The sequence below is a fragment of the Luteolibacter sp. AS25 genome, from assembly GCF_046736275.1.
Classification (GTDB): domain Bacteria; phylum Verrucomicrobiota; class Verrucomicrobiia; order Verrucomicrobiales; family Akkermansiaceae; genus Luteolibacter.
Map to the genome: position 1 here is coordinate 3,285,816 of NZ_CP151837.1, position 26,890 is coordinate 3,312,705.

General features: G+C 53.5%; 27 protein-coding genes. 12 read left to right on the plus strand and 15 right to left on the minus strand.

What is annotated here, in order from left to right:
• Positions 1 to 127 precede the first annotated feature (127 nt).
• The 10 genes from rpsO to AAGA79_RS15145 all read right to left on the minus strand — a co-directional run bounded on the left by rpsO (position 128) and on the right by AAGA79_RS15145 (position 11,068).
• Positions 128 to 397, minus strand: a complete 270-nt coding sequence (rpsO, locus tag AAGA79_RS15100) for a 30S ribosomal protein S15 (RefSeq protein ID WP_411826649.1) — start codon at positions 395 to 397, stop codon at positions 128 to 130.
• A 463-nt stretch (positions 398 to 860) separates the two neighbouring features.
• On the minus strand, positions 861 to 1,775 hold the full coding sequence (locus tag AAGA79_RS15105) for a glutaminase (protein ID WP_411826650.1): 915 nt from the start codon (positions 1,773 to 1,775) through the stop codon (positions 861 to 863).
• Between the two features lie 66 nt (positions 1,776 to 1,841).
• Positions 1,842 to 3,827: a transcription termination factor Rho gene (gene rho, locus AAGA79_RS15110; protein ID WP_411826651.1), complete on the minus strand. Its 1,986-nt coding sequence runs from the start codon at positions 3,825 to 3,827 to the stop codon at positions 1,842 to 1,844.
• A 165-nt stretch (positions 3,828 to 3,992) separates the two neighbouring features.
• Complete coding sequence (locus AAGA79_RS15115; RefSeq protein ID WP_411826652.1) at positions 3,993 to 4,559, minus strand: hypothetical protein; 567 nt, start codon at positions 4,557 to 4,559, stop codon at positions 3,993 to 3,995.
• The gene (locus tag AAGA79_RS15120) at positions 4,556 to 5,245 is read right to left on the minus strand and encodes a hypothetical protein (protein WP_411826653.1); all 690 of its coding nucleotides are present in this window, start codon (positions 5,243 to 5,245) and stop codon (positions 4,556 to 4,558) included. The genes AAGA79_RS15115 and AAGA79_RS15120 overlap by 4 nt, the downstream gene beginning before the upstream one ends.
• Positions 5,229 to 7,886: a pilus assembly PilX N-terminal domain-containing protein gene (locus tag AAGA79_RS15125; RefSeq protein WP_411826654.1), complete on the minus strand. Its 2,658-nt coding sequence runs from the start codon at positions 7,884 to 7,886 to the stop codon at positions 5,229 to 5,231. The genes AAGA79_RS15120 and AAGA79_RS15125 overlap by 17 nt, the downstream gene beginning before the upstream one ends.
• A 14-nt stretch (positions 7,887 to 7,900) precedes the next feature.
• Positions 7,901 to 8,698, minus strand: coding sequence for a PilW family protein (locus AAGA79_RS15130; RefSeq protein ID WP_411826655.1), 798 nt, complete (start codon positions 8,696 to 8,698; stop codon positions 7,901 to 7,903).
• Positions 8,695 to 9,219 carry a hypothetical protein gene (locus AAGA79_RS15135; RefSeq protein WP_411826656.1) on the minus strand — a complete coding sequence of 175 codons (525 nt, stop codon included), beginning with the start codon at positions 9,217 to 9,219 and terminating at the stop codon, positions 8,695 to 8,697. The genes AAGA79_RS15130 and AAGA79_RS15135 overlap by 4 nt, the downstream gene beginning before the upstream one ends.
• The gene (locus AAGA79_RS15140; RefSeq protein WP_411826657.1) at positions 9,219 to 9,896 is read right to left on the minus strand and encodes a Tfp pilus assembly protein FimT/FimU; all 678 of its coding nucleotides are present in this window, start codon (positions 9,894 to 9,896) and stop codon (positions 9,219 to 9,221) included. The genes AAGA79_RS15135 and AAGA79_RS15140 overlap by 1 nt, the downstream gene beginning before the upstream one ends.
• Positions 9,897 to 10,024: 128 nt before the next feature.
• Positions 10,025 to 11,068, minus strand: a complete 1,044-nt coding sequence (locus tag AAGA79_RS15145) for a tRNA dihydrouridine synthase (protein ID WP_411826658.1) — start codon at positions 11,066 to 11,068, stop codon at positions 10,025 to 10,027.
• A gap of 106 nt (positions 11,069 to 11,174) precedes the next feature.
• Between AAGA79_RS15145 and AAGA79_RS15150 the strand changes: the two genes are divergently transcribed.
• Together AAGA79_RS15150 and AAGA79_RS15155 are read left to right on the plus strand one after the other, a co-directional pair.
• Positions 11,175 to 11,384 (plus strand): RNA-binding protein, encoded by a 210-nt coding sequence (locus AAGA79_RS15150; protein WP_411826659.1) that lies wholly within the window; start codon positions 11,175 to 11,177, stop codon positions 11,382 to 11,384.
• Between the two features lie 53 nt (positions 11,385 to 11,437).
• A complete protein-coding gene (locus tag AAGA79_RS15155; protein WP_411826660.1) occupies positions 11,438 to 12,487 on the plus strand; it encodes a hypothetical protein in 1,050 nt (349 codons plus the stop codon).
• Positions 12,488 to 12,490: 3 nt separating this feature from the next.
• Here AAGA79_RS15155 and AAGA79_RS15160 read toward each other — a convergent pair whose 3' ends face one another.
• The gene (locus tag AAGA79_RS15160) at positions 12,491 to 13,336 is read right to left on the minus strand and encodes a metallophosphoesterase (protein ID WP_411826661.1); all 846 of its coding nucleotides are present in this window, start codon (positions 13,334 to 13,336) and stop codon (positions 12,491 to 12,493) included.
• 41 nt (positions 13,337 to 13,377) lie between these two features.
• Here AAGA79_RS15160 and AAGA79_RS15165 point away from each other — a divergent pair, with 41 nt between their 5' ends.
• Positions 13,378 to 14,406 carry a phosphotransferase enzyme family protein gene (locus tag AAGA79_RS15165; protein ID WP_411826662.1) on the plus strand — a complete coding sequence of 343 codons (1,029 nt, stop codon included), beginning with the start codon at positions 13,378 to 13,380 and terminating at the stop codon, positions 14,404 to 14,406.
• Here the strand turns inward: AAGA79_RS15165 and AAGA79_RS15170 are convergent.
• Complete coding sequence (locus AAGA79_RS15170; protein ID WP_411826663.1) at positions 14,398 to 15,006, minus strand: trimeric intracellular cation channel family protein; 609 nt, start codon at positions 15,004 to 15,006, stop codon at positions 14,398 to 14,400. The two genes, AAGA79_RS15165 and AAGA79_RS15170, sit on opposite strands and share 9 nt — an antisense overlap.
• Before the next feature lie 169 nt (positions 15,007 to 15,175).
• Between AAGA79_RS15170 and AAGA79_RS15175 the strand changes: the two genes are divergently transcribed.
• The 5 genes from AAGA79_RS15175 to AAGA79_RS15195 all read left to right on the plus strand — a co-directional run bounded on the left by AAGA79_RS15175 (position 15,176) and on the right by AAGA79_RS15195 (position 19,027).
• Positions 15,176 to 16,024, plus strand: a complete 849-nt coding sequence (locus AAGA79_RS15175) for a hypothetical protein (protein ID WP_411826664.1) — start codon at positions 15,176 to 15,178, stop codon at positions 16,022 to 16,024.
• Between the two features lie 101 nt (positions 16,025 to 16,125).
• Positions 16,126 to 16,368 carry an acyl carrier protein gene (gene acpP / locus AAGA79_RS15180; protein ID WP_411826665.1) on the plus strand — a complete coding sequence of 81 codons (243 nt, stop codon included), beginning with the start codon at positions 16,126 to 16,128 and terminating at the stop codon, positions 16,366 to 16,368.
• Between the two features lie 147 nt (positions 16,369 to 16,515).
• The gene (locus tag AAGA79_RS15185; RefSeq protein WP_411826666.1) at positions 16,516 to 17,052 is read left to right on the plus strand and encodes a hypothetical protein; all 537 of its coding nucleotides are present in this window, start codon (positions 16,516 to 16,518) and stop codon (positions 17,050 to 17,052) included.
• Between the two features lie 68 nt (positions 17,053 to 17,120).
• Positions 17,121 to 18,017: a LysM peptidoglycan-binding domain-containing protein gene (locus AAGA79_RS15190; protein WP_411826667.1), complete on the plus strand. Its 897-nt coding sequence runs from the start codon at positions 17,121 to 17,123 to the stop codon at positions 18,015 to 18,017.
• Between the two features lie 56 nt (positions 18,018 to 18,073).
• Positions 18,074 to 19,027 (plus strand): acetyl-CoA carboxylase carboxyltransferase subunit alpha, encoded by a 954-nt coding sequence (locus AAGA79_RS15195; protein ID WP_411826668.1) that lies wholly within the window; start codon positions 18,074 to 18,076, stop codon positions 19,025 to 19,027.
• Positions 19,028 to 19,042: 15 nt separating this feature from the next.
• On the opposite strand, the gene AAGA79_RS15200 is transcribed toward AAGA79_RS15195, so the two are convergent.
• Positions 19,043 to 19,978 (minus strand): alpha/beta hydrolase, encoded by a 936-nt coding sequence (locus AAGA79_RS15200; protein ID WP_411826669.1) that lies wholly within the window; start codon positions 19,976 to 19,978, stop codon positions 19,043 to 19,045.
• A 333-nt stretch (positions 19,979 to 20,311) separates the two neighbouring features.
• On the opposite strand from AAGA79_RS15200, the gene AAGA79_RS15205 reads away from it, so the two are divergent.
• Complete coding sequence (locus AAGA79_RS15205; protein ID WP_411826670.1) at positions 20,312 to 20,662, plus strand: hypothetical protein; 351 nt, start codon at positions 20,312 to 20,314, stop codon at positions 20,660 to 20,662.
• 78 nt (positions 20,663 to 20,740) lie between these two features.
• On the opposite strand, the gene AAGA79_RS15210 is transcribed toward AAGA79_RS15205, so the two are convergent.
• A complete protein-coding gene (locus tag AAGA79_RS15210) occupies positions 20,741 to 21,568 on the minus strand; it encodes a polyphosphate kinase 2 family protein (protein WP_411826671.1) in 828 nt (275 codons plus the stop codon).
• Between the two features lie 102 nt (positions 21,569 to 21,670).
• Between AAGA79_RS15210 and AAGA79_RS15215 the strand changes: the two genes are divergently transcribed.
• The gene (locus tag AAGA79_RS15215) at positions 21,671 to 23,233 is read left to right on the plus strand and encodes an HD domain-containing protein (RefSeq protein WP_411826672.1); all 1,563 of its coding nucleotides are present in this window, start codon (positions 21,671 to 21,673) and stop codon (positions 23,231 to 23,233) included.
• Positions 23,234 to 23,256: 23 nt separating this feature from the next.
• Positions 23,257 to 25,350 (plus strand): polyphosphate kinase 1, encoded by a 2,094-nt coding sequence (ppk1, locus tag AAGA79_RS15220; RefSeq protein WP_411826673.1) that lies wholly within the window; start codon positions 23,257 to 23,259, stop codon positions 25,348 to 25,350.
• Positions 25,351 to 25,391: 41 nt separating this feature from the next.
• Here ppk1 and AAGA79_RS15225 read toward each other — a convergent pair whose 3' ends face one another.
• Positions 25,392 to 25,808 (minus strand): helix-turn-helix transcriptional regulator, encoded by a 417-nt coding sequence (locus AAGA79_RS15225; RefSeq protein ID WP_411826674.1) that lies wholly within the window; start codon positions 25,806 to 25,808, stop codon positions 25,392 to 25,394.
• 68 nt (positions 25,809 to 25,876) lie between these two features.
• Here AAGA79_RS15225 and AAGA79_RS15230 point away from each other — a divergent pair, with 68 nt between their 5' ends.
• Positions 25,877 to 26,848: a sodium-dependent bicarbonate transport family permease gene (locus tag AAGA79_RS15230; RefSeq protein WP_411826675.1), complete on the plus strand. Its 972-nt coding sequence runs from the start codon at positions 25,877 to 25,879 to the stop codon at positions 26,846 to 26,848.
• Positions 26,849 to 26,890 lie beyond the last annotated feature (42 nt).

The following is a 26,890-nucleotide window of genomic DNA, read 5'->3' on the forward strand; positions in this document are numbered from 1 at the left end:
ACCTTGGCTATCAATAGGTTTCCGGGAAATTTCCCGAGGAGTTGCCTTTCATCAAAAAACGCACACCCTTTCTGCAAGACAGCCACGAGAGAATCTCCCGTGGCTGCTTTTTGCAAAATCTTTCCGATTAGCGGCGGAGTCCGAGGTCTCCGATGAGTTTCTGGTAGTTCTCCTCGCTCTTGCCCTTGACGTAGTCGAGGTGCTTGCGGCGTTGGGAAACTAGTTTCAGAAGGCCACGGCGTGAGGAGAAATCCTTTTTGTGTGCCTTGAGATGCTCAGTGAGATCGAGGATCCGTTGTGTGAGGAGTGCTACTTGGTAAGTGGCGCTGCCGGTGTCTCCCTCGTGGAGTTGAAAATCTTTGAGGACGATTGCTGCTTGTTCTGTTTTTACGCTCATGTTTGTAGGGGATAGAGCTAGCGTTCATCGCCAGCCCGTCCTAGTGGGCGGGCAATGAAGCGGGGAAAGAGCGAAAATGCAAGGATTTTCAATACTCAACAGTAGCTGAATAGTGCCAATTCCGGAATTTTCCCAAAGTGTCCGGTGTTTTATCTGAACAATGGTCCAGCTCCCCACAGAACATCCGGATGGAACGAACGATCCTGCAGCAAGAACCGCCGCAGCGGTGCAGGATCGCTAAGCCATCAGCTAACAAATTACCTCCAATGGTTCCTTGTATTCCAGAGCGCAAAAAAGTGCAAACAAGTCGCCCTCTTTCATTTTGAATACATTGGGGGGCTCTAGCCCGCATTCCCAGTTCCTAACTGGCGTCATTGGGACCTACCGTGAACGCGAGCGTCAAAGAGTCATCAGCTCTATTAAAACCAAATTCAGGATCCACTGCCGGAATTCCGGCCATTCTTCAGAAAATCGAAGTGCCCGTGATATCCGTGAGCAACTCCAACGCAAGGCAGCCTGCCGCGGAGTTTCCCTTCTCATTGAGTGGCGGGCTCCAGACGGCTACCGAGTATTTCCCGGGATTGACTGCAGCAATTCCACCGCCAACTCCACTTTTCCCGGGCAAGCCCACACGAAAGGCGAACTCGCCGGATTCATCGTAGAATCCGCAGGTGAGCATAAGGGCATTGATACGTTTCGCGCGGCGGACGGAAAGGATTTGCTCTCCGTTTCCAAGCTTCCCGTGGTTCATAAACAACGCGAAAGTCCGCGCCAGCTCTCCGCAACTCATACGGATGGAACACACGGCACAGTAGAAATCGATGACGGCAATGATGTCATTGTGAATATTGCCGAAGTCTTTCATGAAGTTCAGCATCGCCAGATTTCGGTAAGCGACTTTCCGCTCGGACTTCGCCACAAAGCGGTCAAAACTAATATCGGGCACGCCGGAGATGCGGCGGACGAAATTCAGGAATTCCGAAAGAGGATCATCGTAAAGGCTCATCAGGAAATCACAGACCACGAGCGCCCCGGAATTTATGAACGGGTTTCTAGGGATGCCTCGCTCGTGCTCCAGTTGGACAAGTGAATTGAAGGGATCACCGGACGGCTCCACGCCCACCCGGCTCCAGATTTTCCGCCCTTGTGTGGAGAGGACCATACTGATCAGCAAGACCTTGGTAATACTCTGGATGGAGAAAGTTTCGTCGCTGTCTCCCACGGAAAATTCTTCACCCTCCGCGGTAAGCAAATGCATCCCGAAAAGATCCGGATGAATTTTTGCCAGCCCCGGAATATAGCTGGCTACGCGCCCTTCCGGCCGTTCGGCTACCACTTTCGCGTGGATTTCCTCAAGGATCGCTTGGTAGTCAGGCATGATTCTGAAGATTTTTGATACTTAATCCGGCCCGGCACCGAACATATTAGCTGCCCTCAGCCCGTGTTATCTCAGGCCGCGCAGGAGGAATTCTGTATTGGTCTTCGTCGGCTTGAGGTTTTCCAAAAGCATGACGAGAGCGTCGCCGATCGGGAGCGCCGCGAGTTGTTTGCGGACATCGATGACCTTTTTGAACTCGTCCGGATGGTAGAGCCGATCATCATTTCGTGTGCCCGATTCCGGGATGTGGATGGCCGGGTAGACGCGGCGCTCGGCGAGCTCGCGATCGAGGCGGACTTCCATATTACCGGTGCCCTTGAATTCCTCGAAGACCACATCATCGAGACGTGATTCCGTTTCCACCAGAGCTGTTGCGAGGATGGTGAGGGAGCCGCCGTTTTCGATATTGCGGGCGGTTCCGAAAAACTTGCGGGATTTTGCCAAAGCCGCAGGAGAAACACCTCCGGAGCCGATCGGACCACCTTGCATGGCGGAGTTATGGCCGCGGGCGAGCCGGGTGAGGGAATCGAGTAGCAAGACAACATCGATCCCTTGCTCGACCATACGCTGGGCGCGAGCGATCACGAGATCCGCCACTTGTGCGTGGCGTTTCGGAGTTTCATCGAACGTGGAGGAAAATACCGGAACGTTGACGGTCTCCTCGAAGTCGGTGACCTCTTCCGGACGCTCATCGAGAAGAAGGATGACGAGCTCCACCTTCGGATTGTTCGCCTTGATGGATTTCGCGATCTGCTTGAGCAGGATGGTTTTACCGCCACGTGGAGGGGCGACGATGAGGCCGCGTTGACCTTTCCCGAGTGGCGCGATGAGGTCGATAACGCGCACGCCAAGATACTCGGTGCCTTCGCCTTCGAGATGGATTCGGCTGTCCGGGAACATCGGAGTGAGCTTGTCGAAATCGACCGGCTCTTTCCAATCCGCAGCTGGCACGCCTTCGATTTCTAGAATTTCCTCGGTAGTGAGATATTTGTCGCGCTGCACAGGCTTGCGGACTCTCACCTTGAGAAGTTGTCCGTTGCGGAGTGCGGCGTTTTGCAAAACTGGACCACCGATATGGATATCGTCCTGTGATTGGCGGAATGAACGGTGGGGATCACGGATCATCGCAAAGTGCTCTTTGCCAAACTCGATGACGCCCTCGCAGGTGACGTTCGTGCCATTGATGACGTAGAAGCAGATGATTTCATAAACCAGCTGCGTCTTGGTAATGCCTCCTTGGATTTTCACCGGTAGATCGGCGGCAATTTCCTGAAGCTCGGAGAGCGGCTTGATCCGGAATTCGTTGAGATCGATGTCCTGGGGCACCGGATATGGCGCGGGCGCTTCCTTTTCTGGAGGAGCTACGGCGGCGACTGGAGTGGCCTCTTCGGTTTCGAGGGCTGCTTCTGCTTGGTCTGGCATGGAGATTTTCGGGAAAGTTTTACAAAACCGCTTCACCTGATCGCAGAGAACGTCGGGCATTCCGTCGTTCCAGAAGACTATGTCCGCACGGGCGGATTTTTCTTCCAGTGGCAGCTGGGCGGCGAGGATGGATTCGATAAGGGCATCATCCCAGTTGTTGCGTTCCTTGAGTCTTGCGACTTGCGTGGCGCGGGATGTGGAGACGGTAATCGTCTGTGTTTGGCCAAAATCGAAGCCGTTTTCAAAAAGAAGCGGGACATCTGCTAGGAAGCACCGCGCCCCTTCATTATCTGCTTTTTCTTTCCGGGCAAGACATTCCTGCCTTACACGGGGGTGCAGAACCCCCTCCAGCTGCTTGCGCTTTTTCTCCTTCCCGAAGACCTCCTTGCGGAGCTTTTCACGATCGATCTTCCCCGTTTCCTTATCGAGGATCTTCTTTCCGAATGTTTCGGCGAGTTCATCAATCACCTCTTGGGTTTCCAAAAGAGCTGCTACGGATGCATCGCAATCAAAGATGACGATGTCCGGGATGAATTCCTGAAAGTGGCGTGTGGTCGTGGTCTTGCCTGTGGCGATACCACCGGTGAGGGCTAGGGTAAGCATGGAGAAAAAATGGAACCGCCGTGGCATAAATTTAGCCGAGGGCGAGGTGCTGAAGTGCTGGTTCGGAGGCGACTATCTTGCAAAGAGAGCAAGTTGTCCATTTTTTCGTGAGACAACGGTGCAGGGGATATTCCTGCACCCCACCGGACGAATGTTTCTGAAAATTATGAACCTACCGATATGGCACGTAATCTAAAGATCCGAAACAAACGTGATGACTGTTTCCTCGTCCACTATGTGTAGAAACGCAACGACGGTGCGAGGTTCACGGAAATCGGGAGATTGTGGCTTTCCATCGGGAAGGGTGATCTTCAGGCCTTTCGGGCTGGAAATTTTCAGCTCAAGTTCTTCACCGGCTTCTACCGTAAGATCTTCTCCGTCATGGGAGAATTCAGCAACCTGACCAGTTAGATTCACCACATGGAAGGCCCACTTATCAATTTTTGGGCGGCTAGGTATCAATTTCCATTCCGTTGAATCGGAAGCAGTGAAAAATATTGCCAACTGATTTTCCTCAGATGAGGGAATCTCCAATTCAGGAAGATCGTCTCCAGATGGCTTCAACGTCACCGATCCTTCGTTGAGCTTGAATGATCCCGTGGCGGAACCTTGCCCTACTGAGAGTTTTTTATCGCCACTATCCGTGGATAAAATCAGCTCGAGAGGCGCCTCGGAAGTCAGATTGATAACGTTCAGGTTCCCTGCCATGGCACAATGTGCCCACAGGAAAAGGGTGGAAATACGCGTGAATGATTTCATGGTTTTTTTTCTGCGGTCTCCTCTTTCTTTTTCTGACGCCAAGGCGGGATTCCCGGCTTACCGGCGAAAACAAGAGCGGCTGTGCAATTCCCCTCCAGATCTGATCCGGCCAAGAGATAATAAGGCTCTTGCTCCTGCACGGAAGGGATTTTCCTGACAGCCTTTCCGTTTTTCTTGAGAGGGAATCCAGCTCCCGACCAAGTCGGAATCTCCATCACCTGGAAGCGTTCCACATCGACTGCCTGGGGACCTAGCTGGAAGCGGTTGTCTTCCGCACAAACGGATGCAAAGCGAAGTGCTCGCCCCTCGGCCTCGAAGGCGGGGAAACTCCTGATTTTCAAAAGTGGCGGCGCAGGTTTATCGTCCTTTGCAGGCTTCGGGTCGGGTTCCAGATAGATTGCGTAGAGCAGCCCTGCCCCTTCTTCTATATTCAGCGATCCTTTTACTTCCTCCAGCCCTTCCACTTTCAGAGAAAGCGCGCACGGGCCCACAGGAAAAAGAAACCAACCCGTGTAGCTAGCCGATTTCAATCCATCCCCGGCGGGATTCTTGGATTCGATCCTGATTTCGCAAACCTTGTCTCCCGGAACCAGGTTCACGAAATTCATAAAACCCACCTCATCCTGTGCGATGGCTGTGCTGAACTGGCTGACAGCCAGAAACAGTATGCTAATAAGTCTTTTCATAATATTTGATAATGGAAGGAGAGCCCCCTTCGACGATGACACCCGAAGCATCTCTTTCAGGAAATATTCCGTAGTGAAACTCCCTCTTGGACCGCGAGATCGTTTTTCCCGAGGAATTCACGACCTCACCCGTTACAACGATCCGGAATAGGTTGGATCGGAATGAAACCATTTCCATGACTTTACGGAAAAGCTCCTCTCTCCCGGCATCGTTCCATTCCTTGTAGTCAGTCTGGTCATAGTTCGCAGCAGTATCGGCACGCTCTTCGATAGCCGGTTCATCGGCGAAGGTTTCGGAGCTTCCGAAGAAGGGCTGGTTGGTTATCGCCTCGTAGTCGCGGGAATCTGTCGGATCCTCACGTATCAGGTTGAGATCGGAAATCCCACGTAGCGGGAATGCATTCCGCCATGCGATCACTGTATCCGCGAAGATATCTCCGATCTCTGGATCATCGGCGCTTTTCTCCAACTTTACCTCTGTGGCCACCGGATCCTCGTCAAACGTAATTCCCGCCATCAGGGAGCGGAGAACCTCCCGTGGGGCAGTGTTAATATTTATCGGGAGAGATACCGTTTTGCCTGTTTGATCCAGTGAAAAGAGATCAAGCAACTGTGCCGCGCGCTTTCCCTGCTGATCAAAGGCAGCGTATTCAGGACGTCCAATCGCCAGAGTTATGGCCCCGCCAACTTTGTCACTGGAGCTGAATGTGGCCTCCTCAACATCAAGCCACTGCGCCGGGTCAAAAATATTCCCCAGTTCTCCCAGGGATTCGAACTCGCCGGAATTCGAGATACGCCCGGGTGCAAGTTCCGGCTGGTTCACCGGGAAAGTTTTACCGGTGATGGCGGCTCCGGAAGATTTCAGTACAATTTGTGTTTCTGTCGGCACACGGGCATCGGTACCCGGTGCCACACCTATGGTTGAGTTGGAACCCTTGTCCGGCCACTCTTCCAGCCGCACCTCACGATAGGTGGCCGCTTTACTGATACTGGGTTTGATGGCCCGCCCCCCCCAGCTGCTATTATCCGCGTAGTCCGTACGGTAAAAGAAATCGTTGATATAATAGGAGGCTCGCGGGTCTCCATACTGGCCGATACTGTGGTCCAACGACGGGGAACCATTCCCCTTCCACTTCCTGTTGGACAACCCTGCGCGGAGTAGGCCGGATGTACGCTCCACTCCACCCCGAGGCTTATCCACGAGTACGTCGTTCCAATACATTTCGAACGAGCTATCCGAATCGTCCGCATTAAATTCTATCGTATCGGAAGGCTCCAGATCTGTAGGGAAATTATAGGTCTCAGGTCCCAAATGCAGCACCCGGAAGCCATTTGCCGGAATACTTACACTCGTCGGCCCGAAGTTGGCGGTGGTGAAGTCCTTTTCGCCATTTCCACCGATCAGAATTTTCCGCTTGTTGATATTTGTGAACTTGATGGAGCCGGTGATCGCTTTATCGGACGGATTCCAAAGCTCTATATATGTATCCACCTCGATGGACACTGTATTTGCAGGGCTGGTCACCCACTCGTAACGGTCGAAAAGTTCGTTCACGAAAGGATAGGAATCGATCCCACGATATCCAGTTCCGGTAGTGGCATCACTATCTGTATCCGCGTAGTCGATGATGGAGGCAGCCAGGGTTTTCACATAATCCTCGGTTGCGGGAAAACCTCCCTTGCGGCTCTCGAAATCAGGGATTTCAGCCGAGATGTATTCAGCAAGACCGTCCACGTCCTTATCTGTGATAAAAGTATTGAGATCCTCTCCGATTTCTCCCGCACTTTGGTAGCCGAATCCTTGCGGAACAGTGCGCTTAGGAATCTGAATTTCAGGCACATCGTAGTAGTGGATGTAAGGCTCTATTGTCTTTGCCTCATCCTCGCTAAGGATTTGCCGCAGTGTGGCGGAAGTCTGCATGTTATTCCGTTTCCCGTCCATCGTGGCAGGCATGCCTCCGGTCTCCGAGGAAGGGTCAAGAATCGTTGCGATATCCAACTCAGCGGTCGATAGACCCTCGGCTCGGGGACTTTCCTCACCGACGGTTTTCCCCGGCAAGCGGCCGGACAAATCCTCCACCCAATATGCGTATCGGAAGGTATAGCCATCCTCATCGTCGGATGGCACCTCCACCCATTGGGCGCGGGGGATATTCTGATCATGTTCTGAAACGGTACTGAGCGTTACCGCATCGTCCACGTAGAGTGTCAGATCTGCTGTCAGTTTATCGGCTTCGATATCGGTTGAGCCAAGTTCAGTTTCCGCAGCACCACTGAAGAGCGGAATGCCGCGCCAGACGCCCGTGGTCGGATCAGCATTATCTTGCTCGAAGATAGCCCCGTAGGTGAAAAATTGTTCGCGATAGCCGAGCGGCCGGTCCGTTGTCTCGACTTCCGCTTCCACCGGGTCTTCCAGACGGAAAACGACGGAATCATCCCGCAAGGCGATTTCCGTGAGGCTGGCGATGGCTACCGCCAATCCACTTTCCACAGCAAATTCAGCCCGCGTGGTATCGGAATAGGATCGTGCGGTTTTGCGCTCCAGGCTGAGCACGGTGATAAGCCCCACCAGCAGGAGTGTAAGTCCCGCGATCGCGATAATCGTCATTGGCAGCGCGAACCCATTGCGCCCCAGTTTCATGCAGCAAGCCGGTTTCATCTTTTCAAAGTAATGGTCCGTGAGAAAGAGCGCACGTTCCTAAGTCTGGAGTCATCCGTCACACTGGAGACTCCGCCATCCAGACCCTCTGCCTTGGAGGCGATTTCGACCCACTGGCTTTCCGTGGTGAATCCTTGGGCGGAGCTATCATCCAGAAATGTAATTTCCAATTTTACCACAGACGGATCGGGAAGGGCCGGCTCCTGAAGCTCCCACTCCTGCAGGTCACCTGCGGAATCGATGTATTTCGGCTGGCAGGTAAATTTGAGAAGATTGTAGACAACAGGCTCATCCTCCTCGGTATTTACCGAAGGAAAAGCTGCGGAGGAGCCGGCATCCATGAATTCCTGTGTATCCTTTGGTCCGATGTTTTTACGGAACAGTTTGGGTGATTCAGCATTCCCGACATCATCGGAAAATGCCACGTAGTATACGCTGGTGCCTAGATCACCCGGATCGTCCTCCACTTGTTCGTCATTGGTTAGCACCCGTGTGAAGACAAATTTATCCGAAGACTCAGGCCCGCTGGCTTCCTCCGATTTTTCATGGAGAAAAAACGTGCTAGGCAGCTGGGAGGAAATTTCACGATCAAAAAACAGCATAAAGGAACGCGCCTGCGAGAGAGCGTTGATCGACTTCTGTGTGCGGGTGTAGCTCTCTGTCGATGACGCCACCAGCGAGAGAAGAGTAATCATCAATACGGAAGTGATCCCCATGGAGACGAGTAACTCCAACATTGTGAAACCTGATTTCCCGAACCTGCCACCACGGACAGTTTCCAGTGGGAAAATCAAAGCACACCTCCTTTTGGGGAAAGAATATTGTAGCTGTAGACTTTCCGTAAATCCGGCACGGCTTTTGCCGGGTGGAGAATTTTCACATGCAGGTAGGAGAGCGTATCCGATGAGCCTGTCAGGTTCGGTGGGGTATGGCTTTCGCCGTAAAACGTAACAATATAAGCCGCTCCATCCGTGGCGCTTGAAGCGGTAAGATCACTGGAGTCACCCTCGGCAATGAATTCCCCTTCGATATCATATAGGAGAATATTGGGAGCCGCTTTTGACCCGAAATCCGGAAAATCAAGATCCGTGGAGATTGCGGAATTTTCACCGTCATCCCAGCTGGCGATGATTTGCCGCTGGGCCTCCTTCGCCAACCAAGCGGAACGCGTATCTGCCTCCGCGCTGCTTTTCGAGCTCGTGGCGGCACCAGTGGCGGAAAGTATGATCGGCACTGTAAACGCGATGACACCAAGAGCCACCACCACCTCCATGAGAGTCATTCCCGGTAATTTTGCTGAGGAAAAAGTCTTCATCACGGATCAATAAAGCGGGTTCTGCCGGTTAGGCGGTTTACTTGAAATAGATCGAAAACAGCCTTCCCGTCATTTCTCTGGGTGATTTTGAGACTCCCTGCAGTGTTCACCGCCTGGGCAATGGCCATGTTCAGGTTTCCCGATGGATAAACGATCTGCCCATTCGGAGAAAATACGAGATAATGGCAGTCCACATCCGTTTTCCGGTAGGGAACTGAAAAACTTTCCGCCTGATCTGCGATGGTTCCGTTTTGAATGGAAATCAGGGAACTTGTGACAAACCGGATATTCCCGGGTAAAGTTTCCCAGCGCTGCAGCGCGGCTACATCGTCGGAATCGGGATCTTCAGGATCGGCCGCCATAGGCAGATAGCTCCCGCTCTCGTTGGTAACCTCGATCAAAGTCAGGGCCGCAGCACCCATCGTGTCATCCGATGCAGCAGTGGGTATTACGACAGCCGTAGCATTTCCGGTGGCAATCGCATGAGCCCGCGCCTGCTGGAGATGCGCCTTGATGATTTCCCGTGACGCCTGCCTGGCATTTCCGGATTTATTTGTGAAAACCGGGGAGGCCGCAGCCAGCAGCACAGCGATGATCCCGAGCACGACAAGAATCTCCAGTAGACTGAATGCCGGACGGCAAAAAGGTGGGGCTTGCTTGTGTTGAGTGAGTTGCATCGCATCGAGGATTCGTGTTCTTGATAGCTGAAACGATGCCAGCATTTCGGCAGCCAAGACTTAGTAAATACAAAGCCCGAAAAAAATCGCCTCAGAAATCCTGTGTGGATTTTGTCACATAAGCGATTTCAGGGCTTTTCAGCAGAGGAAAGCAACTCACTGAAACCGCAAAAAATTCGTGATTCAGCAGGTGGCAAGACCTCCAATAATTCGCAATTATCGAGATATCGCCCACAAAGCTCGTGAAATTCCTCCGCAGTTTTCATCCGTCTGATCGCCCGCTCGAACTCCGCATCAATCCCCTCGCAGATATAAATCAGTGTTTTTTTCATCCGCTGGATGTGGAGCAATGGATCATAGGCCACGTGCTCACGCCCCAGCTCCTCGGAAAGCTCCATAATATATTCCAGCAGATCACGCCGGAAGAGGCTCACAGGAGCTTCACCTCGGAATGCCCCCTCGATCTGGGAAAAAATCCACGGATTCCGGATCGCTCCCCGGCCAACCATAAGCCCCGCCGCACCGGTCTGTGCGTGATAGGAAAGAGCCGTGGCGCTATCCACCACATTTCCATTTGCGATTACCGGGCAATTCATCGTTTCCACCGCAAGTTTCACAAAATCCGGATGCACCGGCGTCTGGTAACGGTTCATAACCGTGCGACCGTGAATCGTGAGTCCGTCAATCCCGTGGCTGCGGAATATCTCCAGAAGTGCGGGAAATTCGTCCGGAGAATGGTATCCCAACCGCGTCTTCACTGTAAACTCACCGGGAATCACATCCCGCAGCGCTCCCAGAATTTCATGAATCCGGGCGGGATGACGCAAAAGCCCACCGCCGGCATCTTTCCGGCAGACCACAGGAGCCGGACATCCCAGATTCAGATCTATTCCCGCTATCGGATACTCCGCCAGCTCACGTGCGGTACGGCAGAGATTTGGAATATCCCGGCCGATCATTTGCGCATAGATCGGCCGGCCTGTCTCATTCTCTGAAATGGAACGTAAAATATAATTATTTAGTCGGGAATCAGGGTGAACCCGGAAGTATTCCGTAACGAACCAATCCGGTAAACTGCGCCTCCCCAGCACTCTCATAAACGGCAGATCCGTCACATCCTGCATGGGTGCGAGAACTAGAGCGGGCCGTTTTTCTGGTAGAAATTCTCGCATAAATAATTAATTGAAGCAGTTAGATCGAAGTTTCGCTTTTGTGAATAGGTTTGACAATCCCTCAGGGTTTTCAAAGCTAGCTGCTTAGAACAACCTAGGTAGTAGAGTGGAAAGTGATTTGTTGCATACGGAGAAGATTTTGTCGGATAGGAAAACTTTTTTCCTGGATTTGAAACAGAATTCGCGAGGGATGGTCGTCAAGATCACCGAAGATGTAAGCGGAAACCGCGATACCATCATGGTTCCTGCAGAAATTCTCGGGGATTTCATCGCAGCGCTGACAGATATTCACGCGACTGCGGAAGAAAACGAGTAATCCTCGTTTCAGCTTGAACGGCTGGCTTCGGAACGGGATGTTTGTCTTATTATATGACCAATCCCTCAGTGAACATTGCCCGACTTATTTACCTTCTGGTATGTCAGGCAGCTGGTGTGGCCATCGCACTGAGCACTAAAAATACCTCGATCGAGATATCGATCACTACAGGGTTGCTTATCGGCCTGGGCATCGGTCTGGGTTTCATCGGAATTGAGAGGCTCATGAAAGGTTTCAGCCTACGTGGGTTTTCCACCGCCACCTTCGGCCTCGGAGTTGGGCTATTCTGCGCCTGGTTGCTCACCAGGGTAGAGGTATCCTCATTGCTCGATCTCGCGTTCCGAACCGCCGGCGATGATGAGACCGTGGTGGAGGCCCTCCGCCTCGCCATCGATGTCACCCTTTTTGCCAGCCTCGGATTTCTGGGCACAGTGCTCGCACTGCGCAGCAACCGCGATGACTTCGCATTTATCATCCCATACGTCCGCTTTCGCCAGGACTCCAGTTCTGGCCAGCCGATCGTGGTGGACTCGGAAACAATCATGGACGGACGTATTCTGGGATTGATGAAATCCGGATTTATCAGCGGGCGGCTTATTGTTCCGCAATTCGTCCTCGAGGAAATCCAGACACTTGCGAATGAAGCGGGGAACGGAACAAAACACAGGGCGGAGCGAGGTTTGGAAAATCTCGCGGAGATGCAAAACGCGCCGGATGCACAGGTTTCCGTCCATGAGGCAAGAACCTCCCCCGCCGCCATCACGATGGATGCCCGTCTCATCGAGACTGCCAAATTTTTCGCCGCAAGGCTCATGACACTGGACGAGAGCTTGACGAAAATCGCGAAACTCCAGGGCCTCTCCGTCCTCAATCTCACCGAATTGGATCTGGCCCTGCGCCCCTCCGTGGCAGTGGGAGAAAAACTCCGCGTAGCCATCGTAAGACCAGGCAAGGACGATCATCAGGGAGTCGGCTACCTCCCGGATGGAACCATGATTGTCGTAAATCAAGCCTACAAGGAGATCGGGAACAGCGTGGATGTGATAGTTGTCACCATGCTCCAGACAACAGGCGGCATCATGGTTTTTGCAGAAATAGCCTGAAATTCAGGTCATCTCGAAAAATGTCACCTCAGGCCGCACATTGAAACGGACCTGATGCAGATAGCCTAGGGCGCGGTTTATATACAAATCCCTGCCGTCCCCCAGCGGTATATGCCCGGCGGAGTAGCGCCTGTTTTTTACCGGCAGCAAAGGCGCAGGGAGAAACGGAGGCTTGCACTGCCCTCCATGTGTATGCCCGGCAAGGACCCATCCCTGGTAATTTCCCCAGCCCGGTTCATCCACGGAATCAGGATTATGGCTAAGGACAATCCCCGCCATCGAGGCTTCATATCGAATTAACGACTTTTCAGCGGAAAACTCACCTGACCAGAGATCATCCATCCCGATAATCTGGAGGCCTCCCAGCTCGAGAATCTCATTTCTTAAAACTGGAATGCCCTGATCTGCCAATGAGGCGATGATTCGTTGAGCCCATTCCTCCTCGACAAAATTCACCCCGTAATCGTGATTTCCCAAGATGGCAGCCGTCCCGATCCGGCCTTTGGGGAGGTGGGGGAAAACTTTTTCCATCTGCACCTCCGTTTCCTCATCCAGTGATATAAAATCCCCGGTATAGACTACAATATCGGGCTTCAGCTCCTTTACCCGCTGCATACTTTCTATCAAATAATCCGATGAAACCCGCCCGGAAACATGCAAATCACTGATCTGCACAAGCGTTCTCCCACGCAGGCCGGCGGGTAGATTTGCAATTGGTAACTTACGCTCAACCAGCTCCAGCCAGAACGGCTCGACAAAAAACGTGTAGCCCAAGGTCCCACATCCAGCAGCTATAGATCCTGCTCCCAGCTTCAAAAGCTTGCGCCGAGTGAAAAGTTTTCGCTTCATTCCCAGCCCAGCGTAAGCTCAAAAACTTTATAAGTAAATTCATGCCACTCTCTGAAATCGCATCCAGATTTGTCCTTCCCGGCCCTGTCGTCTCTCATGAGGAAATCCCTACCGGCCTTATCAACAGCACATACGTCGTCGGCTGCATCCGCGATGAGGTAGTTACCCGATTCATTCTCCAGTCGATCAACTCCACCGTTTTCATGGAGCCGGAAAACGTTATGGAGAACGTCCTCAACGTCACCAATCATCTGGCACAGAAGAACGAGCCCGAGAATCAGCTGCGCCTCATCCCCACCCATGAAGGGAATCATTGGCTGGAACTACCGGACCGCACAATCTGGCGCTGCTATCCGTTCCAGGAGGGCACTGAATCTTTCACTGAAATTTCCTCCCCCGCACTCGCATTTCGCGCCGCAGCTGCCTTCGGGGACTTTCAGGCAAAGCTCGCGGACCTCGATCCCCGCACACTCCACGATACCATCCCGGATTTCCACAACACTCCCGCCTATTTGCTGAAACTGGAAGACGCAGCCCGCCACGACATCTGCGGGCGCCTTGCCGAGGTAGAAGAAGAGCTGGAATTTATCCGCTCACAGAAACCACTCACCAGCTTGCTCGTCACCGCAGGCCTCCCGCAGCGTATCACCCACAACGATACGAAGATCTCCAATATCCTTTTCCCGAAAAGTTCGGGAATCGCCCCCACCGTCATCGACCTCGACACAGTCATGCCAGGACTCGCCCTCTACGATTTCGGCGATCTGGTGCGCTCCGCCGCAGCAACGGCTGCCGAGGATGAAACCGACCCGGGAAAAATTTTCATCGACCCGGAAATGCAGAAAGCACTCACCGAGGGCTATCTCTCCACCGCATCCTCATTTCTCAGTGAGAAGGAAATCGAGCTACTCCCAGCCTCCGTTTCCGTAATCACACTGGAGCTAGCCATGCGCTTCCTGACAGATTACCTGCTGGGAGATAAGTATTTCCGTTCCGACTACGCCGGCCATAACCTTGTCCGAGCACGTAATCAGCTCACCTTACTGAAATCGATCTTGGTCTCACAATGATTGCCCGGGCAATCTCAGCCCGAAGCGAATCGCCGCCAGCCGAACACCTGCCGTGACAACCGTCGTGATTGGGATATTCACCGACGTTGGCAGCCCCAGGTTGTGAATACCCAGATACACCAGGCCACCTAGCAAAGCCGCCGTCGCGTAGATTTCCTTACGGAAAATCAGCGGAACCTCCGCACGGAACAAATCCCGGAGGACACCACCGAAGGTAGCTGTAACCACACCCATTCCCAGAGAAGCCCAGTCGGAAAGACCCTGCTGTTGGGCCACCTGGACCCCAATACATACAAACACTCCCAGTCCCACGGCATCGAATACCGAGATCGCACGTTGCCACCTCTCCCACAGCGGCTCCGCGAAAAACGATACCACCGTGGCAGCTGCTGCCAGAGTCACATAAGCCGGATCCACCAGAACCGGCGGCGGCGCCACCCCTATCAGCAAACTCCGCAAAGTCCCTCCACCTATACATGTAACCAGCGCCAGCATAAACATCCCGAAGATATCCATCTCATTCTTGCGCCCGGCAATCGCCCCGGAAATCGCAAAGAAGAAAACTCCAATCAGATCGGAAAAATAGAGAAAATTAGGCATCGCGCAGGTTGAATCTTCCGCAACTACGCATACGTCCTGAAATACGAAACAAGATATTTCTCAATCAACCGCCGGAAAGTTTCGCCCATCCTGATCCAGTGCATTTCGCGGATCCTGGTGCACCGATCTACCTTCAAAGCTTGCCACCCGCCCGTCCAAACCCTTTTCTATGCCAGCTATGAGTTCCCCGGAGCAGATCATCTGCAAACCCACACCCTGGTTCACCCTGCGGGCCATTGCCATGCTGGCGATGTTCAGCGTCTTCGCGGTGCTTTTCTACATTGACGGCACCACCGGCTACCGGAAGAAAAACCTGGAATACTACATCCACAACACCTTCGAGCAGGCCACCAAGCAATTCTCGGATATGAACTCCGATGGCTCGCTGACAGAGGACCAGTGGAAAAAATTCGCGGAAGAACAGACCGTCAAGTTTCCAAAAGATACCTCCGTCCTACCGAAGGGGACCCAGGTTCCGATGCCATGGCCGGAAATGCTCACCGAGTTTGAGAAAGTGAAACCACTCCAGCACAACCTTCTCTGGCAGGAATACACCAAACAGCAGATCGATAAGAAACTAAGCATCAAGCCTGAGGAAAAACCTTTCGACGCGAAGAAAATCCGCGAGCAGATCATCGTATTCTACATCTGCCTTACACTTGCCCTAATTGCACTGTTCTTTCTGGTCCGCACCGCACGGCGCTCCATGATTGCCGGTGAAAGCACCCTGATCACAGCTAAAGGCAAGGAAATCCCCTACAGTGAAATGAAATCCCTGGATCTCAGAAAATGGGAAACCAAGGGCATTGCCTTCATTGATCATGAGGGAACCGCCGGCAGCGGCAGAGCCCGTATCGATGGCCTGACCTACGGAGGCTTCAAGAAAGACAACGGAGAACCTGCTGAAAAACTCATGCAAAAAATCCGCGCAAACTTCTCCGGCGAGATCATCGAATACACCACCGAAGAAGAAACGGAGACCTCCGAAAATCCCGGCGAATCCACGGAAACAAAATAATCCCGAAAAAGCTTTTCCCTTTGCAGGGATTTTTCATGATTGCCAACATCCTGTTTGAAAGGATAACCGTCTTTCACACCAACCACACAACTACTCAGAACATGTCAGATAAACCAATCGAAGAGCGCGTCAAAGATATCATCGTTGATCAACTTGGCGTCAGCGCAGACCAAGTCACATCAGAAGCTAAATTCGTCGAAGACCTCGGTGCGGATTCCCTCGACACTGTTGAGCTCGTAATGGCTCTCGAAGAAGAATTCGACGTGGAAGTACCTGACGATGAAGCAGAAAAACTTCAGGCTGTGAAAGACGTTGTTTCTTTCATCACCAGCAAGAAAGGCTAATACGCACAGCGTAAAATTTTCTATCGGAAGGGCGGGCGCTGAAAAGTTCCCGCCCTTTTCTTTGCATTCGTCCGCATGGGGCACATATTAAGCTCCACTGAATTTCTAAACCACCAAACCCGATCCAACTCTAGAACGACACAGCTGATGCCTAGCCAAGACGATATCCAATACGCCATGGAAACTACCCGGGTCCTTCACGAGCCAGATCACCGGATCCAGACCTTTGGCGAGACGCGTTTTGAGTTCCAGCTGCTCAGCGAGCCCATGGATCAGGTTGGCAAAGTGCGCATCCGCACCGGTGAAGTAGAGGCAATGAAGCCCCGCATCCTCCGCCCGGAACCCTATCGCGACATCGAACTGGAAGGATTTGATGAAAACGCACGCGCCCGCTTCGACAGAATGGTAGAGAAACTCAAGGAGCAGGGCCACAACCTCGCGTTCCTTCAATACGGATTCCGCTTCAAGCGTGGCGCGGTGAACGAAGAACTCATTCACGATCCCATTGAATCCGTAAGGGAACGGGTGCTCGAAGACATCCGGCGCACTGGAAATCCAGCCAGAGCCATTATCGAGGGAGTGGACGACACCTGGGAAATCTCGGTTCTCAAGTTCGCCTTTGAAATGATCCTCCGCTCCCACGAAATCAACACCTTCGATCTCAAGCGCAAGGGGCTCATCTAATCGAAAGCCAAGCTTGCTAGCTGGCTCAATGCAGGCTGAAATCCCGAGCTCCTTTCCCAATGAGAATCTTGCTCATCATAAAAATCATCGCAGGGCTAGTCGTGGCCGGCGTGGTTACCTTCACCAGCATGCTTACCTACCACATCGTGGTAGAGCCTCTCGGCGGAGTATTTGAAAAAATCATTCCGGAGGCGGGCACCGTCCTCCGTGTGGAAAAAGAAGAAGACTTCGCAAAAGCCCTTGAGGCAGCGGAAATGGTCGATTACGAACCTGGCGACCGTGCCTTCCAGAAGGCCCACGAACTTATCGCCATGGGCCTCATCGCGGAAGGCCGGGAAAAACTCACTGCTATCGTAAACGTCTTTCCCTCCTCCCCTTCCGCTCCGACCGCACGGCGCATTGTCGGTGAAATGAACCTCGATGAGATCCTCTCCAGCTCATATGAAGACGGGAAAACCCAATACGAGGTAAAACGTGGAGACTCCTACTACGCCATCATCGCACGGAATGATACCACCCTTGATATGGCCATGCATCTCAACAACATGATGCAGCTGGATGTGAACCGCCTCCAACCGGGCGATGAATTACTCCTCATGCCACTGAATTTCCGCGTCGTCATAGAGCCATACCGGAAATCCGTCTCCGTCTGGGATGGTGCCAAGTTTATCTGTGAATACCCCATCATGAATATGAACGGGGTTACCCTGAAGGCAGGGAAAACCACCATCGCCTCACGCCGCGCTACGGTCGGCAGCTCCTCTGTTTCCCCCACCGCAAAGAACTACCGGGCCACTTCAAAATCAATTCAGCTGAAGAGTCCTACGATCCAGCTTTACCCCTACGACGAAAACGAGGAAGACCCTGCAATCGGCATCTACCTTCGCAACGTTGATATAGAAGAGCTCTTCCTTCTCACCCGCACCGGAAACGAAGTCGAAATCCGGATTCCTAAATCACGCTAAACACCATAGAACGGGAATCTTGCACTTCTGAAATTTTCCCAATAAACTCTAATCTTATGCAACTGCTAGAATTCGAAAAGCCCGCCCAAGAGCTGGAGCAGGAAATTGAGGTGCTCCGCGCCAAAGCTTCCGCACAGAACCTCGATCTTTCCGCGGAAATCGAAACAATGGAGCGCAAGCTCGCCGAAACCCGCTCCGGCATCTATCAGAATCTCACACCGTGGCAGCGCGTACAGATCGCCCGCCATACCCAGCGTCCCTTCATGCTGGATTACGTCTCACTCGCTTTCGAGGACTTCACAGAACTGCACGGAGACCGCCACATCGGGGACGACGCATCCATGCCCGGTGGCTTCGCCATGCTGGGCGATAAAAAATGTGTAGTCATCGGCCACCAGAAAGGCCGCGACACAAAGGAAAATCTCAAGCGTAACTTCGGATCCGCTCATCCGGAAGGCTATCGGAAATCACTTCGCCTCATGAAAATGGCAGAGAAGTTCTCCATGCCCATCATTGCACTCATCGATACCCCCGGTGCATTCCCGGGAATCGGCGCGGAAGAGCGAAACATCGCAGAGGCCATCGCCTTCAATCTCCGTGAGATGATGCTTCTCAAAACCCCTGTAATTGCAGTCGTCCTTGGCGAAGGCGGTTCAGGTGGCGCTCTCGGCATCGGTGTTGCAGACCGTGTTGTAATGATGGAAAACGCCTACTACTCCGTAATTTCCCCGGAAGGCTGTGCAGCCATCCTCTGGAAGCACCGCAAACACGCTCCGGAGGCTGCCGAAGCTATGAAACTTGTAGCTCCGGATCTCCTGAAGCTGGAACTCATCGACGACGTAGTCCCGGAACCAATCGGAGGCGCACACCACGATCACCAGGCAACCGCGGATTCTTTCCGTGAAGTCATTTCGAAGCACCTGGATCACCTCTGCTCGCTCGATACCGAGCAGCTTCTCAACGAGCGTTACGAAAAATTCCGTAAGTTCGGTGAGTGGAACGAAGCTTAGGTAGAACTCTTCGGACTAGCGCCGCGCTGGAGCGTTCATCACCTGATCCAGCCAATTCAAAACCCTCTTCCGGTATGCGCCGGAATCCCGCGAGAGCGAATTCCCGTGCATCCCCTCCTTCACCTCGAAAAGGGTTTTCGGCTCGTTTGCCAGCTCGAACATCTCCAATCCCTGGGTAATTGGGACGACTTGGTCAAGCGTGCCATGGACCACCAGCAGCGGGGTTTCCGTGATTTTCGAAATAAAATCGCGGGGTGAAAATTCATCCGTAATCAATTGGCCGCCAAGTTCACCGCCAATCACCTTCGCCATCGCCCGATAGGAAGTGAAGGTTCCCTCGATGATAATCGCACTCACCTTCTGCTGCTTTTCAGCCAAAGCCGTGATCGACTTCGCACCACCCAAGCTATGCCCATAGGAAATTAGCCTACTTGCGTCCACATCCGGCCGTTGCACGATATAGTCGAAAGCAGCCTTCACATCCTCGATCATTCCCCGCCGGTCCACCTCGCCTTCGGATTTTCCGAACCCGCGATAATCATAAAGCATCACATTGTAGCCGGCCTCAACCATCCACACGGTGAACCAAAGGTGGTGCCCGATTGAGCCCGCGTTCCCATGGGAAAAGACCACAGTCCCCTTTGGCTCTGCCAATTTTGCAGGTAAAAACCAACCGTGGAGCTTGGTTCCGTCAGTGGAATGGAATTCCACATCCTCATATTTCAAGCCCCACTTCGCTGGCGTTGCTGGTTCATCCCGTGTCGGAAAGTAAAAATATCTGTTGGCATTCTCTTCGCCGATGAAGTTTTTCACCAGACCCGCCAGTTCCCCATCGCCACTCTCGATCAGTGCCTGGAGGTCTTCCATTCTCACCGGAGGCGGGACCTTTTCTCCCTGCTCGCTCTGTGCGTAACCGGAAAGTGCTCCTGCCAGCCAAAGACTATAGCCCATCAATTTCATTCAACAGGAATAGCTCGGATTTACTATTTGTCGAATCCGACACATAAAAATCCATCCAACCCGGAGTAGATAAGCCCCTGACCATAAGGAATTCACGGACACGAGCTATAAAAGTTAATACATTTCACGTGATTGCGTAGTAGTCGTTTTCTAAAAAAAACGGTATCCTCGGGTTTGTATCAACTCAGCTTCGGCAAGTTGCTGCGCTCCTATCCCCCCATTTTCATGAATATTCAGTCCTCCCCCAGGACGACACATGCTCGCGGCTTAACGCTGATAGAGCTCACTGTCGTTATCTTAGTTCTACTATCTCTGATCGGGATCATGTTCATCGGTGCCCAGGGATGGAAAAATGGAACCGATCGCGCCACGTGCATCCTGAAGATTCGCAACATCCAGGTCGCCACACGCTCTTACCAGAACCTTTATGGCTTCCAGGAAGGCGGCTACCCTACCGCATCCGGTGGAACACAGAACATTGCCGCGCATCTCTACGCGAAGGGTTACATCGAAGCCGAAGAATACGGAAACACACAAGGCAGCATCAAATGCCCTTCCAACGGCACCTACAGCACTCCGTTTCCAGATGTATTTCCGGCCCTCGGGGAGCTCTATATGGTATGCTCACTTTCCGACACCAATAACCACGTGCCTCAGATACATTCCGATTGGTAGGCTCAGCACCGCACACCACAGCACGAAAAAGCCTTGGAATAACTCCAAGGCTTTCACGTTTATGAATTTTAACGGGTATTAGTCTTCGATTTTCATCGAGCTCGGATCCCAGGTGATCTCCGGATACTGCATATTCAGCTTCTTGAGAGTATCCACCATGATGCGGGCAACCACCAGGTTACGGTACCATTTGCGATCCGCAGGGACCACATACCATGGAGCATCCTTGGTGGAGGTTTTGGAAAGCACATCCTCGTAGGTCACCATGAAATCATCCCACAGCGCACGGTCCTTCAAATCATCCGGATTGAATTTCCAGTGCTTGTCGGGATTCTCCAAACGGGATTCAAGGCGCTGCCTTTGTTCCTCTTTCGAGATGTGAAGATAGATTTTCACGATCGTGGTACCTTCCTCGGACAGCATCCGCTCGAAGTCCACCACGTGGCCGTAGCGGTTTTTCCAAACCTTGTCCTCGTAGATTTTTTTCACTTTCACCGCGATAATATCCTCATAGTGGCTGCGGTTGAAGACGACGATCTGCCCGTTGCGCGGGACCTTGGCGTGTACGCGCCATAGGAAATCATGTGCCAGTTCCTCTTCGCTTGGCTTCTTGAATGGCTCCACATGGATGCCCTGCGGATCCACTGTGGGGAAAACACTTTTCACGCATCCGTCTTTGCCGCCGGTATCCATCGCCTGGATTACCACCAGGATTCTATGTTTGTTCTCTGCGTAAAGCACCCGTTGCAGCTCCCGCATCTCCTCGAGAAGTTCGTTCATCGCGAGCTTCCCCTCCTCCTTCCCGCCATCATCGTATAGCGAGCGATCGTCTGTTTCGAGTTTCTTCAGATTCACTTTGGAACCAGGTTCCACCAAATATTTTTCCTTAGCTCCTTGAACAGGCATACTCCTATAAATACGTGACCAAGCTCTCCGTTCAAGAAACGATTCCGTCAAAATATTGTTTTCGGCATTGTAAAACCTACTCTCCACCGTAGTCATTTATCTATGGTGCTCGCTAGGAAACAAAAAGACGCTCTCTCCTCTGATCCGGCCACTCTCATGACCGCGCTGCACATTGGTGCTAGCTCGGTTTCATGCATCATCGCAGAGCGTGAGGAGGATGGCACGCTTACTCCTATCGACTTTCTGGAGCAGCCCGCCCCACTCGCCCAAGACGTATTCGGAGGGAACGAAGTTTCCAACGCGACCACAGAGCGCATCGTCTCCATCATTCGCGGCTACCAGCAGATTCTGGAGGAAATGGGAGCGGACCCACACAACCTCACCCGTGCAGTTGCCACCAACGTTCTCCATGAAGCCAGCAACCACGAAACCGTTCTCAACCGCATCCGCATCGCCTGCGGAGTGCCGGTATCCATGATCGATGATGGGGAGATGACTCGTCTCATCTACCTCAAAACCCGCCGGCGCATTCATCATCTGCCGGCCATGAGCCAGCGCACCGCCCTCGTCGTCCACGTCGGGCCGGGCAATACCCGTGCACTCCTTTTCGAAGAAGGCCTCATCACCCGCTACACCAGCTACCGCATGGGCACCCACCGCACAGCGGAAGCCGTGGAAGCCTCCCAGGCGGAGGGCCCCTCCTTTCTGCGCGTCATCCGTGAGCACGCCTCAGGAAACCTCGCACAACTTCGCTTCGACTACTCGGATGTCTCCATCGATGGCATCATCATGATCGGCTATGAGATCCAATCCATCGCCGCTCACCTCACGAAAAACAACGAAGCCTGCACGATCAAGGACTTCAGGAAATTCACCAGCGAAACAGCCTCACTCAGCGATCTCGATGCAGTTAAACGCTTCCAGATCGACTACCAGACCGCAGAGGGACTCATCCCCTCCCTTCAGATCAACCTTTCCATCGCGGAAATCCTCTCCCTGAAGGAAGTTCACATCCCAACCTCGGAATACGAGCAAGGCCTCCTCAGCGATCTTCTCGCATCCCGTGAACTCTCCGGCTCCTTCGCCATCGAGGTCCTCCGCTCCGCCCGCATATTGGCCGAAAAATTCCAATCGGACGCCCAACACGGCGAACACGTAGGAAAACTATGCGAGCACTTCCTGGAAAATCTTCAGGATCTCCACCAGCTTACCGATCACGATGCACTGCTCCTACAGGTGGCTGCCATTCTCCATGAAGTCGGCACATACGTCAGCCCGCGCGCCCACCACAAGCACTCGGAATATATTATCCTGAATTCGGAAATCTTTGGTCTGGACCGCGTGGACGTCACCATCGTCGCCCTCGTCTCCCGGTATCACCGCCACTCCGGCCCACGCATGGACCACCCATCCTACGCCGCCCTAAGCGTCGAAAACCGCATTCGTGTATCCAAACTCGCCGCCATCCTCCGGGTCGCGGACGCACTCGAACGGACTCACGCCCAGCGCATCGAAAAAATCGAGATCAGCCGCACAAAAAATCAGCTCAAAATCCGTCTCCCCGGCCTCGAAGACGCCGCAGTGGAACGTCTCGCCATGGATTCCAAAGGCGATCTTTTCGAAAAAGTCTTCGGCCTCCACGTCGTCATCGAAGAAGAAAACTAATAAAAAACTTCATCCCTTTTCCAATGCCTGAATACCACAACCGCGAACTCTCCTGGCTCGAATTCAACCAGCGCGTCCTCGACCAAGCCCTCAAGCCGGAGCTCCCACTTCTCGAGCGCCTGAAATTCCTCGCCATCTCCGCATCCAACTTGGACGAGTTCTTCCAGGTCCGCGTCGGCTCACTCATGCTCATGCGTCGCAGCGGCCGGAAATCCAAGGACCTCTCGGGTTACACCCCCTTCCGGAACCTCGCCGCCATCCGCCAGCGCGTTCTGGAAATGAATGAGGCCCAGTACACCCTCCTCAACGGAACCCTCATCCCCTCCCTCGCGGAAAAGGGAATCCATCTCCTCGCCCCCGCCGATCTCACACCCATCCAGCGCGCTCAGACCGCCAATATCTTCGAGGACAGCATTTCCCCGCTGCTCACACCGCTCGCAGTGGATCCGGACTCGGATCCACCCATCGTTCCCGCATTGCAGATCGTCCTCGCCTGCCGCCTGCACGATCCCGCGGATGATACCAGCCGCCACGTATTCATTCCCATTTCGGAGAACCTACCGCGTCGTATCGCCGTCACCACCGAGGACGATACACACGCCTTCATCTTCATCGAGGACCTCATCGCCACCCATGCTGAGCTACTCTTCCCCGGCGAGACACTCACCGCAGCCACCAGCTTCCGCGTCACCCGCAACGGCGACATCGCAGTGGAAGAAGAGGACGCCACCAATCTTGCCTCAGAAATGGAAGACGTGCTCACTGCCCGCCGGTTCGCGGATACAGTTCGTCTGGAAATCCGTGATGACGCCCTCCGTGACCTCTCACGCACCATTCAGGTAGCCACCGCGTCCAGCGCCTCGGAAATTTACCGTCACCCCGGCCCCCTTGGACTCTCCTCATTCATGGAGCTGGCATTCCTAGAAGATTACGATCACCTGCGCGATGAAGATTGGCCCGCCCAAAACTCACCTGACATCGCCCCCGGCGCATCCATGTTTGAGACCATCGCCGGCAGCGATGTCCTTCTCTTCCATCCCTACGAATCCTTCGATCCCGTTCTACGCCTAGTCGAGGAAGCCGCTGTCGACCCGGATGTCATCGCCATCAAGCAGATCCTCTACCGCACCGCACGCCAGTCCCGGATTATCGATGCACTGATCACCGCCGCGGAAAACGGGAAACACGTCACCGCCCTCGTTGAGCTCAAAGCCCGCTTCGATGAAGCCCGGAACCTCACCCGTGCAGACGAACTCCAACGCGCTGGCGCGCAAATTGTCTACGGAGTAAAAAATCTCAAAACACACGCGAAAATCTGCCTCATCCTCCGCAAGGAAGGCGGCCGCATCCGCCGCTACGTACACCTCGGCACCGGGAACTACAACGAGACCACTTCCCGCCTTTACACCGACGTCTCCTACCTCACCTGCAAGGCAGAATACGGGAATGACGCCTCTCTCCTCTTCAACGCCGTCACCGGCCGCTCGAAGCTCCTCCGCTTCCAGCGCCTCATTCCCGCCCCTTCTGTCATGAAGCCGAGGCTCCTCGATCTGATCGCGGACGAAACGGAACGCGCGAAACAAGGCCTCCCTGCGAAGATTACCGCGAAATCAAACTCCCTTCAGGACCCGGATATTATCGCCGCTCTCTACTTAGCCTCCCAGGCGGGAGTGGAGATCAAACTCAACATCCGCGGCATCTGCTGCCTGATCCCCGGTCAGAAATACTCGAAAAATATCGAGGTCGTATCCGTGATCGACCGCTACCTCGAGCACGCCCGCATCTTCCATTTCCATCAAGGCGGAGACTCCCAGATCTTCATTTCCTCCGCGGACTGGATGACCCGTAACCTCGAGAAACGCGTGGAGCTCATGATCCCCATCGAGCAAAAAGCCATCAAGCGCCGCCTCATCAAACTGCTCGATACCTACTTCCGGGACAATCAAAACGCCTACCACATCCTCCCGGACGGCACCTCCAAACCAATCACCCCGAAAAAGGGAGAAAAACCATTCCGTGCCCAAGCCTACTTCCACCAACAGGCTAAACGCGCGGCAAAGGCCCGTGAGCACGAACGCTCCATGACCTTCGAGCCACACGTGCCGGACAAGCCATAGCACTAGGGTTCAGCTCCCTTACACACCCTCGTTTTCCGGCACTACGCCGAGAAAATCTCCAGCATTTCGCCAATCGTCCGATCGGATTCGATCTCATGGCGGAATGCTTTGTCTCTCTGGATCAGATATCGGTTCTGGCGCCCTACCTTTTCCCTCAGAATATAGCCATCGGACTCCAGGTCAGCGATGATACGTTGCACAGCCCGCTCGGTGATGCCCACTGCGAGCGCGACCTCCCGCAACGGCCTATCTCCATCACGGGCAAGACTCACAAGCACATGTGCGTGATTCGAAAAAAATGTCCACTTTGAAGCTTTAATCATGGTTTCGCTCAAACTGCCATCACCGCTGGAAAGTGCGATCAAATTTTCGCAGCTACAGACCTCCACGGTCTCGATCTCATAAATTTCCACCATGCATCCCCCATAGATCGGGCACGCGTGCCTGACATGCGACATTTCTTTCGTGTTTTGTATTGCACGTTCCACATTTCGCACTTAAGTCACGCCCGCCACTAAACAACATCATGGACTCCATCTCACTACTCCTAGCCAATCTGATCTCTCCACCCGTCATCGCCTTTGCTGCCGGAGTCATCGCGATCTTCGTCAACAGCGATCTGAAATTCCCCGAACAGGTTTACCAGGCTCTCACAATATACCTTCTCCTCGCCATCGGCTTTAAAGGAGGCTCATCCATGGCGGACTCCAGTTTTAGCGAACTGATACTCCCACTATCCGCCACCATCTTCATGGGACTCCTCATCCCCGCGCTGGTATTCTTCGCAACACGCAAATTCCTGGCAATGAGCGTCTCGAACGCCGCTGCCCTGGCAGCCCACTACGGCTCCGTCTCAGCCGTTACCTTCATGGCCTGCCTCGCCTTTCTTGAGCAGCAGAAAATGGGTTATGAGAACTTCATGCCAGCCATCATGGCCGCCATGGAGATCCCGGCAATCTTCGCCGCCATGCTCCTCGCCAAACGATACAGCGCACGGGCGAAAACCCCTCTCAAAAAATCCATTCACGAAGTCATCACCGGCAAAACCTTCATCCTCCTCATCTGCGGCATCGTTTGTGGCCTAACCGCCGGAGAAAAAGGAAAAACACTTCTGGAACCCTTCCTCATCGCGCCATTCTACGGAGTCCTGATGCTCTTCCTCCTCGAAATGGGACTCATCGCCGGCAGCAAACTCAAGGAGCTAGGCTCAGTGAGCAAAAAACTCGTAGCCTTCGCGATCATCGCCCCGATCGCTCAAGCCATCCTTGGCCTCATACTCGGCTGGTCCATCGGCCTCAGCCAGGGCGGCGCCGTCATTTTCGCTGTACTCGCCGCCAGCGCCTCCTACATCGCCGCACCAGCTGCAGTAAGAGCATCCCTCCCGAACGCAAACCCAGCATTCTACGTCACCACCTCACTCGGCATCACATTCCCCTTCAACCTCGTCATCGGCATCCCCCTCTACCTCAGCATGAGCCACCTCCTATATGCCAGCTAAGGGCAAGGAAACCTCTCGTGTCGATAGCCACCGCATTTCACC